The 12,484-nt window shown below is 64.7% G+C and carries 15 protein-coding genes; 1 reads left to right on the top strand and 14 read right to left on the bottom strand.

What is annotated here, in order from left to right; genetic code table 11:
* The first annotated feature begins 87 nt into the window (after nt 1-87).
* Nucleotides 88-546 carry a GyrI-like domain-containing protein gene (locus AC1DYL_RS18915; RefSeq protein WP_477174361.1) on the top strand — a complete coding sequence of 153 codons (459 nt, stop codon included), beginning with the start codon at nt 88-90 and terminating at the stop codon, nt 544-546.
* A 67-nt stretch (nt 547-613) separates the two neighbouring features.
* On the opposite strand, the gene grxD is transcribed toward AC1DYL_RS18915, so the two are convergent.
* The 14 genes from grxD to AC1DYL_RS18845 form a co-directional block, all read right to left on the bottom strand.
* On the bottom strand, nt 614-949 hold the full coding sequence (gene grxD, locus AC1DYL_RS18910; protein WP_477149570.1) for a Grx4 family monothiol glutaredoxin: 336 nt from the start codon (nt 947-949) through the stop codon (nt 614-616).
* Nucleotides 950-1,070: 121 nt separating this feature from the next.
* The gene (locus AC1DYL_RS18905) at nt 1,071-1,487 is read right to left on the bottom strand and encodes a GNAT family N-acetyltransferase (protein WP_477157613.1); all 417 of its coding nucleotides are present in this window, start codon (nt 1,485-1,487) and stop codon (nt 1,071-1,073) included.
* 25 nt (nt 1,488-1,512) lie between these two features.
* Entirely contained in the window at nt 1,513-1,977 is a 465-nt protein-coding gene (locus tag AC1DYL_RS18900; protein ID WP_477174360.1) for a GNAT family N-acetyltransferase, read from the bottom strand.
* A complete protein-coding gene (locus AC1DYL_RS18895) occupies nt 1,974-2,612 on the bottom strand; it encodes an HAD family hydrolase (RefSeq protein ID WP_477174359.1) in 639 nt (212 codons plus the stop codon). Before AC1DYL_RS18895 ends, AC1DYL_RS18900 begins: the two co-directional genes overlap by 4 nt.
* A 237-nt stretch (nt 2,613-2,849) precedes the next feature.
* Nucleotides 2,850-3,083, bottom strand: coding sequence for a BolA/IbaG family iron-sulfur metabolism protein (locus AC1DYL_RS18890; RefSeq protein ID WP_477174358.1), 234 nt, complete (start codon nt 3,081-3,083; stop codon nt 2,850-2,852).
* A 115-nt stretch (nt 3,084-3,198) separates the two neighbouring features.
* The gene (msrA, locus tag AC1DYL_RS18885; protein ID WP_477174357.1) at nt 3,199-3,711 is read right to left on the bottom strand and encodes a peptide-methionine (S)-S-oxide reductase MsrA; all 513 of its coding nucleotides are present in this window, start codon (nt 3,709-3,711) and stop codon (nt 3,199-3,201) included.
* Between the two features lie 69 nt (nt 3,712-3,780).
* Nucleotides 3,781-6,012 carry a phosphoribosylformylglycinamidine synthase subunit PurL gene (gene purL, locus AC1DYL_RS18880; protein WP_477174356.1) on the bottom strand — a complete coding sequence of 744 codons (2,232 nt, stop codon included), beginning with the start codon at nt 6,010-6,012 and terminating at the stop codon, nt 3,781-3,783.
* A 69-nt stretch (nt 6,013-6,081) separates the two neighbouring features.
* A complete protein-coding gene (locus AC1DYL_RS18875; RefSeq protein ID WP_477149564.1) occupies nt 6,082-6,552 on the bottom strand; it encodes a CYTH domain-containing protein in 471 nt (156 codons plus the stop codon).
* Nucleotides 6,553-7,431 carry a CHAD domain-containing protein gene (locus AC1DYL_RS18870; RefSeq protein WP_477174355.1) on the bottom strand — a complete coding sequence of 293 codons (879 nt, stop codon included), beginning with the start codon at nt 7,429-7,431 and terminating at the stop codon, nt 6,553-6,555.
* A 64-nt stretch (nt 7,432-7,495) separates the two neighbouring features.
* Nucleotides 7,496-8,134, bottom strand: coding sequence for a Pr6Pr family membrane protein (locus AC1DYL_RS18865; RefSeq protein WP_477174354.1), 639 nt, complete (start codon nt 8,132-8,134; stop codon nt 7,496-7,498).
* Nucleotides 8,131-8,790, bottom strand: a complete 660-nt coding sequence (locus AC1DYL_RS18860; RefSeq protein ID WP_477174353.1) for a Pr6Pr family membrane protein — start codon at nt 8,788-8,790, stop codon at nt 8,131-8,133. Before AC1DYL_RS18860 ends, AC1DYL_RS18865 begins: the two co-directional genes overlap by 4 nt.
* A gap of 84 nt (nt 8,791-8,874) precedes the next feature.
* The gene (locus AC1DYL_RS18855; protein ID WP_477174352.1) at nt 8,875-10,260 is read right to left on the bottom strand and encodes an RICIN domain-containing protein; all 1,386 of its coding nucleotides are present in this window, start codon (nt 10,258-10,260) and stop codon (nt 8,875-8,877) included.
* Nucleotides 10,261-10,358: 98 nt separating this feature from the next.
* Nucleotides 10,359-11,024, bottom strand: coding sequence for a phosphoribosylformylglycinamidine synthase subunit PurQ (purQ, locus tag AC1DYL_RS18850; protein WP_477174351.1), 666 nt, complete (start codon nt 11,022-11,024; stop codon nt 10,359-10,361).
* Nucleotides 11,025-11,115: 91 nt separating this feature from the next.
* Complete coding sequence (locus AC1DYL_RS18845; protein WP_477174350.1) at nt 11,116-12,201, bottom strand: acyltransferase family protein; 1,086 nt, start codon at nt 12,199-12,201, stop codon at nt 11,116-11,118.
* Nucleotides 12,202-12,484 lie beyond the last annotated feature (283 nt).

The following is a 12,484-nucleotide window of genomic DNA, read 5'->3' as shown; positions in this document are numbered from 1 at the left end:
TCCTCGAAGCGGATGAAATTTCTAGCGTTCGGGTTGCTTCCTAACCGAGCGTGGCCGAATTTCACCTGCTCAACGAGGGCGAACACGGTGGAAATCAAGGAAACGGAGTCGATGCTGGTGCTGAGCGCCGGCCGGAGGCTCACCATCCCGCAGGTCAAACTGGCGGGCGCGGAGATCACTGCGGCGATCGAGGCGGATATCGAACGCTGCGGGCTGGAGGTCGCGGGGGCCTGGGTATTCATCGGCCGGAATCTGCCGAGGAACAGCAAGACCGAGTTCGACGTCCGCTTCTGCCGTCCGGTGGTAAGGGCCGACGGCTACGATGGCGCGTTCGAAGTCCAGCAGCTCGAGCCGATCATGGTGGCGAGTGCGCTGCATCAGGGGCCGATGCGCACGATCTTCACCCAAGGCTATGCGCCGCTCGTGCAGGAGATCGAGCTCTCTCGCCACGCGTTCTCGGGTGAAAGCCGTGAGATCTACCACCAGTGGGCCGGGCAGGGGGGCAAGTACCACCGGATCGAGATTCAGTTCGGGCTGGCGTACTGAGCGGCACAAGCGAAAGGCCGCGGCCCTGATGGGCGCGCGGCCTGTTCTCAAGCCATCGATGCTGGCGTCAGGCGGTCTGCTTGACCGCGATGCCCTTGTCGGCGAGGTGCGACTGCAGTTCGCCGGCCTGGAACATCTCGGTGACGATGTCGGCGCCGCCGATGAACTCGCCCTTGATGTAGAGCTGCGGGATCGTCGGCCAGTTGGCGTAGGCCTTGATGCCCTCGCGCAGTTCCTGGTTCTCGAGCACATTGGCGCTGTCATAGTCGACGCCGAGATAGCCGAGGATCTGGACGACGCGGCCCGAGAAGCCGCACATCGGGAAATCCGGCGTGCCCTTCATGAACAGGAACACGTCGTTATTCTTCACCTTGTCGTCGATGAACGCGTTGATGTCGCTCATGTGAATGCCTTCTGTCGTCCGGGGAGGAGTCCGGCTCCGTTGACTGTTAGATAGTCCTGCAATGCGGCGCTGTCGAGGTATGGCATCGTCATTCGACGATGGAAACCGTTGGCGGTCACGCTCACTTGATCCGCAGAGCCATGCCGATGGACGCTGGCGCGGTGGGTTCGAAGCCGTACTGCGCGTAGAGATCCTTGGCCGGGCCATCGGCGATAAGGCTCACATAGGCGGATTTCGGGGCATTGGCGTGGAGCCAATCGACCAGGGCGGCGACGATGCGCTTGCCCAGGCCCAGCTTCTGGTGCGCAGGAAGGACGGCGATGTCGACGATCTGGTACGCCGTGCCGCCGTCGCCGATGACGCGCCCCATGCCGATGGCCTGCCCTTCGTGCTCGATCACGACGGCAAACAGCGTTCCCCTGAGGCCGCGAACCGACGCTTCCTCGGTCTTCTCGCTGAGGCCGGAGAGGCGGCGAAGGTCACGATGCTCGGAGACGGTGGGGGTGCGAGGGATCAGCACATACTCAGTGGTCGACACGTTGGTGGTTCCTTCGGCCAGGCGATCAGCGGATGGACTTTTGCAGCCGAACGCTGGGCAGGATCAAGCCACCGCGGCTCTTGTGCGTCGTACGTTCGACCTCACGGTAGCCGTGCCGTTCGTAGAAGGCCTGCGACGAGGTCGCCGCGTGGATTTTGGCGAGAGTGGTGCCGGCGTCCCGCATCCGGCCTTCGGCCTGGTTGAGTAGAGCGCTGCCGATGCCATGTCCCTGGAAGGTGGGATCGACATAGAGCCCGATCACCTCATCCGGACCGTGGTCGCAGAACGCCACGACGACGCCGTCCGCTTCGACGACGTCGAAATGGCCGTTTTCCGGCGTGACATACTGGTCGGGTCGTAGCCCGGTAGCCCAGCTCTCGCGCTCAGCAACCGAGTAGTGCGCTTCAGACGCGGCCATGATGGCGCGGTGGTGCAGTCGCTGCATCGCCTCGCCGTCGCCGGGACGCATCGGCCGGCTCGTCCAGTTCATGCGAGTCTCTCGGCGATCCACGGGTGTGCAGTGACGTCTTCGAGTTCGGCGTATTGCACGGCTTCCCAGCCATGCGCGCGGGCGGCTTTCACGATGTCCTCGCGGTCGTCGAAGAACAGCGGGGGTTCGGACTGCGGGCCGAGGCGGTTCGACACCCAGTCGAAGTAGGGCTTGTTCGGCTTGGCGTGGCCGATCCGGGCCGAGTGGAACATGTCCTCGAACAGCTCGCCGAACCTGAGCTGCTGCCACAGCCACTGGGCCCGCATATGCTCCTGGTTGGTGGCGAGATAGAGCGGCGTGCCGGCCGCCTTCAGCCGCGCCACGACGTCGAGCAGCGGCTGGTTGACGTTGCTGTCATGGCTCAGCCAGTAGCCGGCGAAGGCCATGCTGGGTCCGCGATAGCCCAGGCTCGGCAGCGTGCGATCCAGCGCCTCGAGCAGCGAGATTTGCCCGACGAGCACCCGCTTGACGAAGATGTCGTAGATGAACTCGCGGTTGAAGCGGTCGGGATCGACGCCGAGGTCGGCGAGCAGGTTCTCGTTCCAGCGCACGTGCTTTTCTGGCCGGCCGTGGTAGCCGTGCACGAGCACGCCATCGACGTCGAACAGGACGGTGCGGCTTTGGTCACCGGGCATCGCCGTCGCCTGCGATTGGGACTATCTTTTCTAGCCTTGAACAAAAGTAGTTCAGCGCTTCATGCTCATGACCGAATGCGCTGAGGTCTCGCTCCAGGCCTCGTTCGGAATAATACACGACCCACAGCGGTCCTCGCTTGTCGAGGACCAGCGTTTCGGACGGATGGCCTCCATCAAGAGCATACGCGCTTCGCGGGATGCCTCTCGCTTCTGCCCAGGCTACGAGTTCGTCCCTACTCAATCCGGCGCCTTGGTCTGCAGCGCGAGCGAGTGGAGCACCGTGCCCATGTCCGTGCCGAATGCCGCGTTGACCATCTGGTGCTGCTGCACGCGGGTTTTGCCGCGGAAGGCTTCGGAGGTGACGGTTGCGGCGTAGTGGTCGCCGTCGCCGGCCAGGTCGCGGATTTCGACGGTGGCGTCCGGAAGGGCCTTGAGGATGCGGCGTTCGATTTCGTTTGCGGCCATGCCCATGACATGTCTCCCGGTAGTTGAGCCCTCCTGAGATATGGCATGCGGGGAGGGGGCGTTCAACGGAGCGGGCGCCGGTTTCCCGACGCCCGCTGGATCACTCAACTGCTAGTTTCGATCAGGCGGCCTGCCGCTTGGGCAGCTTCCAGTTGGGCCGCACCCAGTGGCAGGTGTAGCCGTTGGGGATACGCTGCAGATAATCCTGGTGCTCGGGCTCGGCCTCCCAGAACGGGCCGACCGGCTGCAGCTCGGTCACCACCTTGCCGGGCCACAGGCCCGAGGCGTCGACGTCCTTGATGGTGTCCTCGGCGACGGTCTTCTGCTCGGCGTTCTCGTAGAAGATCGCGGAACGATAGGCGCGGCCGACATCGTTGCCCTGCCGGTTCCTGGTCGAGGGATCGTGGATCTGGAAGAAGAACTCCAGGATGTCGCGATAGCTGATGCGGCTCGGATCGTAGACGATCTCGACCGCCTCGGCATGGTCACCGTGGCTGCGGTAGGTGGCATTGGCAAAGCCGTCGTCGCCCGAGTAGCCGACGCGGGTGGAGATAATCCCGTCCTTGTGGCGCAGCAGCTCCTGCGCGCCCCAGAAACACCCGCCAGCCAGAACCGCCCGCTCAGTGGTCGTCATGATGGTCTCCATTATTTGGGATGCGCCTAATATGGGCGCTCCCGGCCGTGATTTCGAGATCGCCGCCGGTCACACCTCGGCGATCTCGCCCGCCATGAACTCCGGGAACCAGCCTTCGTGGGCTGCCCGCATCTCGGCAATGGGGACCGGGCGGGCTTCGCCCAGCGTCAGCGACGTGCCGCCGGTGTTGCCGATCCAGGGGGCGAAGACGCCGGCGTAGGGGTAGACCTCGGCGTAGAACTTATCGAGGTTGGCGCGGCTCATGGTGACGAGGTAGCGGCCCTGGTCTTCGCCGAAGAACAGCGGCAGCGGGTCGCCGCCATCGAGCTGGTTGACCGTCGCGCCGATGCCCGACGCCAGCGCCATTTCGGCGAGGCCGATGGCGAGGCCGCCATCCGAGAGGTCGTGCACGGCGGTGGCGACGCCGTCGCGGATCAGGATGCGGACAAGGTCGCCGACCTTCTTTTCGTGGTCGAGATCGACCGGCGGCGGGGTGCCGTCCTTGCGGTTGAACAGCTCGCGCAGGTAGATCGACTGGCCGAGATGGGTGCCCCACCAGTCGGGGGCGCCGAACAGAAGGATCGCTTCGCCCTCGGCGGCGAAGGCGGCGCGGGCCATTTTCGACCAATCGGGGATCAGGCCGACGCCGCCGATGGTCGGGGTCGGCAGGATGCCGCGGCCGTTGGTCTCGTTGTAGAGCGACACGTTCCCCGAAACGATCGGGAAGCCCAACGCGCGGCAGGCATCGCCGATGCCCTTCACCGCATGGACCAGCTGGCCCATGATTTCCGGCCGCTCGGGATTGCCGAAATTGAGGTTGTCGGTGGCGGCCAGCGGATCGGCACCGGTAGCCGTGAGGTTACGCCAGCACTCGGCGACGGCTTGCTTCCCGCCTTCATAGGCGTCGGCCTCGCAATAGCGCGGAGTGACGTCGGAGGTGAAGGCGAGCGCCTTGGTGGGGTGGCCGTCGACGCGGATGACGCCGGCATCGCCGCCCGGGCGCTGCAACGAGTTGCCCTGGATCAGCGTGTCGTACTGCTCGTAGACCCAACGGCGTGAGGAGAGCGCGGGCGAACCCAGCAGCTTCAGCAGCGCATCGGCGATATCCATCTGCGGGATGTCGTCGGCGGCCAGCGCCTTGGGCACCACAGGGGCGGTCCATGGGCGATCGTATTCCGGAGCTTCGTCGCCGAGCTGCTTGATCGGCAGGTTGGCGACTTCCTCGCCCTTCCACATGACGCGGAAGCGCAGGTCATCGGTGGTGTGGCCGACGGTGGCGAAATCCAGTTCCCACTTCTCGAAGACGGCGCGGGCCTCGGCTTCCTTTTCGGGATGCAGCACCATGAGCATGCGCTCCTGGCTTTCCGAGAGCATCATCTCGTAGGGGCTCATCGCGTCTTCGCGGACCGGCACCATGTCGAGGTTGAGCTCGACGCCGAGGTCGCCCTTGGCGCCCATTTCGACGGCCGAGCAAGTGAGGCCGGCAGCACCCATGTCCTGGATGGCGATCACCGCGCCGGTGGCCATCAGCTCGAGGCAGGCCTCGAGCAGGCGCTTCTCGGTGAAGGGGTCGCCGACCTGCACGGTCGGGCGCTTTTCCTCGATATCGTCGCCGAATTCTGCCGAGGCCATCGTGGCGCCGCCGACGCCATCCCGGCCGGTCTTGGCTCCGAGATAGACGACGGGCAGGCCGACGCCTTCGGCTTTCGAGTAGAAGATCTTGTCGGTGTCGGCGAGGCCGGCCGCAAAGGCGTTGACCAGGATGTTGCCGTTATAGCGCTCGTCGAACTCGACTTCGCCGCCCACGGTGGGGACGCCGAAGGAGTTGCCGTAGCCACCGACGCCGGCGACGACCCCGGAGACCAGGTGCTTCGTCTTTTCGTGCTTGGGGTCACCGAAGCGCAGCGCGTTCATCGCTGCCACCGGGCGGGCGCCCATGGTGAAGACGTCGCGGAGGATGCCACCCACGCCGGTCGCCGCGCCCTGGTAGGGCTCGATGTAGCTGGGGTGGTTGTGCGATTCCATCTTGAAGACGATGGCCTGGCCATCACCGATGTCGACCACGCCGGCATTCTCGCCCGGGCCCTGGATCACCAGCTGGCCGGTGGTCGGCAGGGTGCGCAGCCACTTCTTGGAGCTCTTGTAGGAGCAGTGCTCGTTCCACATCGCCGAGAAGATGCCGAGCTCGGTGTAGGTCGGCGCGCGGCCGATCAGCTGCAGGATCTTCTGGTACTCGTCCAGCTTAAGCCCATGATCGGCAACAAGCTCTGGCGTAATGGCGATGTGGTTGTTGAAGGTCATCCGATTCCGGCCCTGATCCGCTGGCGTTCGCTATAGCGGATACGACTCCCGGGGGACACAGGAAATGGGTCAGATTTCCCCGCCGACCAGCATGGCGAGGCTGGAATTGTAGTATTGCGGGTCGCCGGTGACCTCGTCGCCGAGCCAGTCGGGCAGTTGGAGGGTGGCGGTGGGACTGTCGAGCTCGACTTCTGCCATCACCAGGCCCTCGTGGCGGCCGTGGAACTCGTCGACGACCCAGTCGCCGTCGGGGAGGTCGAGGTTGTGGCGGGTCTTTTCGATCTGCGCGCCGCGGCTGAGCGCCAGCAGCTGCCGCGCATCGGCGATCGGGATTTCGTACTCGAACTCAGCACGGGCCAGCGCCGAGCCGCCGCTCTTGATCGTGATGTAGCCGACGCGATCGTCGATCGAGCGCACCCGCACGGTGACGCCACCGCCACCTGTGGTCAGGTAGCCCTGACGCAGTTCCTGCGTCACCTTGACGAGGTCCTTCCAGCCGTCGGCTGCGACGAGGAACTTGCGCTCGATCTCGATGCCCATCTACTCGGCCGCCTCGCGGGTCATCCAGCCGTCGAGATAGGCGGAAAAGCGGGCCTTCAGCGCCCTTGGCTTTTCGGCAAAGACCTGCATCCCGAGCTTTCGGATGTTCTCTTCGATTTCGGCCTGACGGCGATCGACGGCTGCTAGCGCGAATGCGGCATCGATGTGGGGCCCGAGGTCATCGGGCGTCGTCTTCAACAATTGGCTCAGCACGGCAAGGTCGTGGTGGGTGCCCAGCTGCTCTGCCAGCTCGCCGGCGCATTTGTGGGCGGAGGGCAGGATGTCCTCGGCACAGCTCTCGAGCAGGCCCAGCTGGTTCCAGTGATATTTGGCGAACTTGCGCCACTCGTGGAAGGCCTCGTCGGTGCGCTGCCGCTCGGCGGTGCGACCGGTCTGCCGCCCGCTGCGGTAGGTGTGCTTGAGGCCGGTGGCCAGGGTATCGACGTCGATCCGGTCGAGCCGCCAGGTGGCGCTGCGCTGCTCGAGTTCGCGCATCTGGCCGGTGAAGCTCTGCAACGCGCCAGTTTCGCCCTCGGCCGCTGCGTTCCGGCCGTCATCAGCCACGTCGATCGGCCTGCCGGCCCAGGTCATCAACTCAGCGAAGGTGGCCCGCGTCACGCGCAGGTCGCGCGATGCGGCGAGGCCGCGCGATGCATCGCGGACGAAGGCGTTCTCGGTGTCGTAGGCGCTGAAATCGGGGCGCACCAGCCGGAACAGAGCGCGCAGTTTCTTGCAGCGCCGCCGCGCCTCGTGCACTCGGCGTTCCGGCGACTCGGACGAATTCTCCGCGCCGGCAATGGCTTTGCCGATCTGCTCGCGCGCTATCCGCAGGAAGCCGTCACCCATCGAGCGGTCGCCCCGGGACCACTGAAAACTCATCTGCGCCCCCGCTACACCCGTCGCCGCAAGGCAAGCCTACGTTCGCAAGAGTGTCACAAACAAGTCAAACCGGCCGGACCGAACGCCGGCCGAGCAATTTGTCGACGCCGACCGCGACGGCGAACAGCGCGAGGAAGGCCACGAGCATGACGATGACGTTGATCGCTACCTGGCCATAGCCAAGCGTGTTGGCCTCGAGGATGGGGTAGGGGTACTCGCCGACAACGGCGCCGCGGACCATTGCCCAGGCCAGATAGAGCAGCGGGAACACCGTCATCGCCGGGATATCGCGCCAGTCGAGGTCGCCATGTGGCTGGAAGAGCAGCCACCATGCGATGAAGAACAGCGGCGCGACATAGTGCAGGACGATGTCGGCGAAGAGCTGCAGGCCGGTGGGCTGCCAGAGGCCGGCCAGCATCACGTGGTAGAACACCGTCACCATCGCCATGATGCCCGCCATCATGGCTCGCGTCACCAGCGAGCGCCACCAGCCGAGCCAGCGGAACGCGCTCACTTCAGAGAGATAGATCAGCACCAGCATGCCGTTGGTGAGGATGGTGAAGAAGGTGAAGAAGAACCACAGTGCGCCGAGGACGCTGTCGCCCTTGCCGAGGCGCAGCCCCATCGACAGGTAGAATTGCAGCAGCAGCGCCGCCGTCCCGACAACAAGGCCAACCAGGGTGACCAGGCGCTTCAGGTTCAAGCCGTTCTCCCCACGGCGCTGCGGTGCGCCAGCCATCTATCTGCAGACACCAGTATCACGGAGAAGACCGTGACGGCGATCAGCAGGACGCCGACGCCGATGGCGACCGTCGGGTAGCCGAACTTGCCGGCATCGAGGATGTCGTAGGGATACTCGGCCACCACCGCCCCGCGCAACAGCACCCAGGCCACATAGCCGATGCCGGGCAGCAGCATCAGCCCGACATGCTTGAAGCGCAGCACTCCGTGCGGTGCAAACAGCGCCCACCAGATGAGATAGAGGATAGGCGCAACGTAGTGCAGCAGGTAGGTGGCGACGGCCAGAGCGCCCTCCATCTTCAGCGTCGGCGCCAGCATGAAGTGATAGTACAGCATCACCAGGATGATGAAGGCCGCGGCGGAGGCCATGATGATCGGCCGGCGGAACCACCCCAGCCAAGTCCAGCCGGTGAGCACCGAGGCATAGGTCAGCACCAGCCACAGGTTGGTCAGGTGTGTGAAGTAGGTCCAGAAGTAGATGAAGGCGTCGGGCAGGCTGCGGGCGACCGGATTGGTCGCCGACTCCATCATCACTGACGGGAAAATCTCCCAGCCATCGATGCCGAGACCGAGGACGCCGACTGAAAGGCCGGCCAGGGCGAGCAAAGTTCGCAACATTATGACTCGGGGCAGTATTTCAAAACAGCTGAGACCATAGAGCGCGCCCGGTGCTGCCGCCAAGCGCGCTCGCTGTTTTTTGCGCTACTGCAGCAGCCACCAGTCGGCGCTCAGCCAATCCTGTCCGATCGGCGTGTTGGCCAGTTCGCCGGTTTCCACGTTCAGGTAGGTGTCGGCCTGCCAGACGTTGCGGAAGCGCACGTAGTAGCCGCCGCCGCTCGGTTCCATCTGCCACATGGCCGACTGCCATTCAGGCTGGATCGGCCCGACTTCGAGGTAGCCATTCTCGACGTGCAGGTATTGGTCAGGCCTGTACACGCTGTGGATGCGGACATAGCCGCCCTCGACCGGATCGAGCGTCCAGCGGGCGCTCAGCCAATCGAGGAGGATAGTGGTGCTCGCCGGCTGGCCGGTTTCGTTGTTGAGGAACGTGCTGGCGATCCAGCGGCTGCCGATCAGGACTTGCTGCCCCAGACCACCAAGCTGGCCGCCCTTGCCGACGACGTTGAAGTTGAGCAGCAGGTTGACCGGTCGCAACCCCTTCTGCTGCACGGTGACGCGGATGGTGGCGGGGCCGGGCGTGGCCATGTTGTCGTAGCAGTTGGCGCCGATATTCGGCCCGGTGCAGGCGAAGACGAAGAAGCCCCAGCTGTGGGTGGCTTCCCAGTTGAACACGTCCTCGGCGCCATCGAGATCGACGACCTGGATGCCGTTGGCGTGGTTGCCGAACTGGTCGAGCATGTCGGGCACCAGCACCTCAACCGGATCGGCGGTGTTGCGCCGATAGCCGCTGATCAGCAGGTGGCAGTTGAGGCTGGGCAACTGCCCGATGACGATGTCGGTGGGGCAGTCGACCGTAACCACCAGCGGCCCTTCGTGCGGCTGCTGCTGGTCGTCGATGACCACCGGCGTCGCCGAGACGCGGTAGCGATAAGTGACGCCGTAGGCGTAAAATGCTCCGACTCTGAGCTCGATGATCGAGCCGTCGCCGTACGAAGGGGACGGCGCGACGTGCACTGAGATGGAGTTCGAGCGGCTTTCGGAGCCGCCCGGCGCGGCATCGGGTACCGAGATGTCGGCGCTCGCCGGATCCTTGTCGAAGGTGAAGCCGCCGCTGGGGCTGCTGATGCCGATGCCCGCGTAGATGCGCGATGGGTTGGCCTTGCCCTCGATGTTCATGTTCACGTCGAAACCGGCGCTGTCGCTGGTGCGTGGCGGCGGCGACCAGCTGTAGTCGGCGCTGTAGTTGCCGCTGGCCGACTTGAGCGTGATGTGTCCATCGGCAACGGTCCAGGTCGGGTCGTTGTTGGGGTCCGGAACGATCTCGACGAGCTCGTAATAGGGACCTTGGGCCGAAGCCGGCGTGACGGCGACAAGGAAAAGGGCGGCCAGGCCGCCCATCATCAAACCGACGATCAGATGAAGAATTGCGGCCGCGTCAGGCCGCGTCATGCGTGCGAGCCAAGCCATCGCCCTCTCCCGGGCCAGTGCTGCGCCGCAACGTCAAGAAATAATCGCACCGACGGGCGGTCCGAACAAGCCAGCAGTGATGACCTGAGCGCTAGTGCTTAGGCGGCGTCGAGCAGGGCGGAGAACAGGTTTCGCCCGTCGGTGCCGCCATGGGCGCTCTCGATCAGGTTCTCCGGGTGCGGCATAAGACCGAGCACGTTCTTGTTGGCGTTGAACACGCCGGCGATGTTGTTGATCGAGCCATTCGGGTTGGTGCCCTCGGCGTAGCGGAAAGCGACCTGGCCGTTGCCCTCGACTGCAGCAATCGTCTCGGCATCGGCGAAATAGTTGCCGTCATGGTGGGCGACCGGGCAGCGGATGACCTGGCCCTGAGTGTAGCCGCGGGTGAAAGCCGTCGCGGCGTTCTCGACGGAAAGCTTGACCTCGCGGCAGACGAACTTCAGCGAGGCGTTGCGCATCAGCACGCCTGGAACAAGGCCAGCTTCACTCAGGATCTGGAAGCCGTTGCAGACGCCCATCACCTTGACGCCCTGCGCCGCCCGCTCGCGGATCGTGTCCATGGCCGGGGAGCGCGCGGCGATTGCCCCGACGCGCAGGTAATCGCCGTAGGAGAAGCCGCCGGGAATGACGATCAGGTCCACCTTGGGGATCTCGGCATCCTTGTGCCAGACCACGGCCGGTGCCTCGCCGCCGATCTTGGTGAGGGCAGCGATCATGTCGCGGTCACGGTTGAGACCGGGAAACACGACGACAGCGGCTTTCATCGGCAGCTCCTGATGTGGGATGCCGATCCTTTGATGAGTCTTGGTGGCAAAAGCAAGGGCGGAACTGGGGTACAGCCCCAACGCTTGTGGCTTACTCGGCCGGCTGTATGGAAGCCGGCTTCACATAGCTGCGGCTGCCGGGCGTGCCTGGGATATGTGCCCAGGCCGGACGCTCGAACAGGAACTTGCCCCAGCCGGTCTTTGCGATGATCCAGTAGAGCACCAGCGGCGAGAGCAGCGCGATGGTCATGACGATGACGCTGACGGTGCTGACATCGCTGATGAGGCCGGTCTTCAGCAGCAGGGTGCGGCTCGCGGCCATGGGGATCGAGAAGCTCAGATAGACGACGATCGAGTGCTCGCCGAGCCAGCGCAGCCAGCCCATCCGCGGCAGCTTGATCAGCAGCGCCGCGGTGAGGCAGATGGCGAGCGAGCCGATAAAGCCCAGCGCGAGATGGACGAGGGGCAGGGCGGCGTAGCCCATGGTGATGCCGCGCGGGTGGAGCTCGGAGCCACCGGCGAACACCAGGTAGCCCTCGATGAGGACATAGGCGACGAGCGTCAGCGCGGCCCAGAGCACGTTGGCCTGCGCCGAGGCGACGATGCGGAACATCAGCGGCGCGAAGGCATAGCCAGCGTAGAAATAGACGTAGTAGGCGGCGAAGTGGTCGACGAGGCCGATGCCGGTGCTGACCGGGAAGATCTGCAGCGCCGCGGCGGCGACAAGCGCCACCCAGTGCGGGGCCTTGAAGGTGAAGAGCAGCTTAGTGACCAGCGAGTACACCGCCAGCATGTAGATGAACCACAGCACTCCGTAGGGCTCGACGATGGCCCAGAGAATCTGGCTGCCGACGCTGGCGAAATCACCGGTGCCGAGTCCAACCTTGAAGACGATCTGCAGCACGGCCCAGAGCGCGTAGAAATAGAGATAGTGGACGATGCGGCGGTCGGCATAGGCGGCCCACGGCCGCGCGATCACGGCGCCGAGGAACAGGCCGGAGATCAGGAAAAACTCGGGCATGCGGAAGGGCGTCGCCCAGCCGATGATGTAATGGAGGATGCCGGTGCCGTTGAGGTCCTCGCCGACGCCGTAGGCCGAATGCATCATCACCACGAGGATGATGGAGAGGCCCTTGGCGGCATCGACCCAATCGAGGCGGTTGGCGGCGGTAGACATCGTGAGGCTCCTAGGCACGTCAGCGCGTTCTAGCGCCTCGGATCGCATCTAGGGCGAAAAGGCTGCACTTAGGCTTAAGCCAAGTGCTTAATGGATAAGGATTTATCGAATTGGAGCGGCCGTGGCCGGGGCGCGGCGGGGCGCCGCGCCAACTGCGCGTCTTAGAACGGCAGCGCGGTGTGGGTGGCGAGCAGGACGCCGACGGTCATGAAAAACAGGGCGGAAATGGAAAAGGTCTTGATCATCTTCAATATCGGTCGGCAGCGCGTCGAGCGCTTGGGTT

The sequence above is a fragment of the Devosia sp. P1_H9 genome, assembly GCF_056405135.1.
Note: the sequence above shows the minus strand (reverse complement) of the source record. Positions and strands in the feature narration are given on the sequence as shown.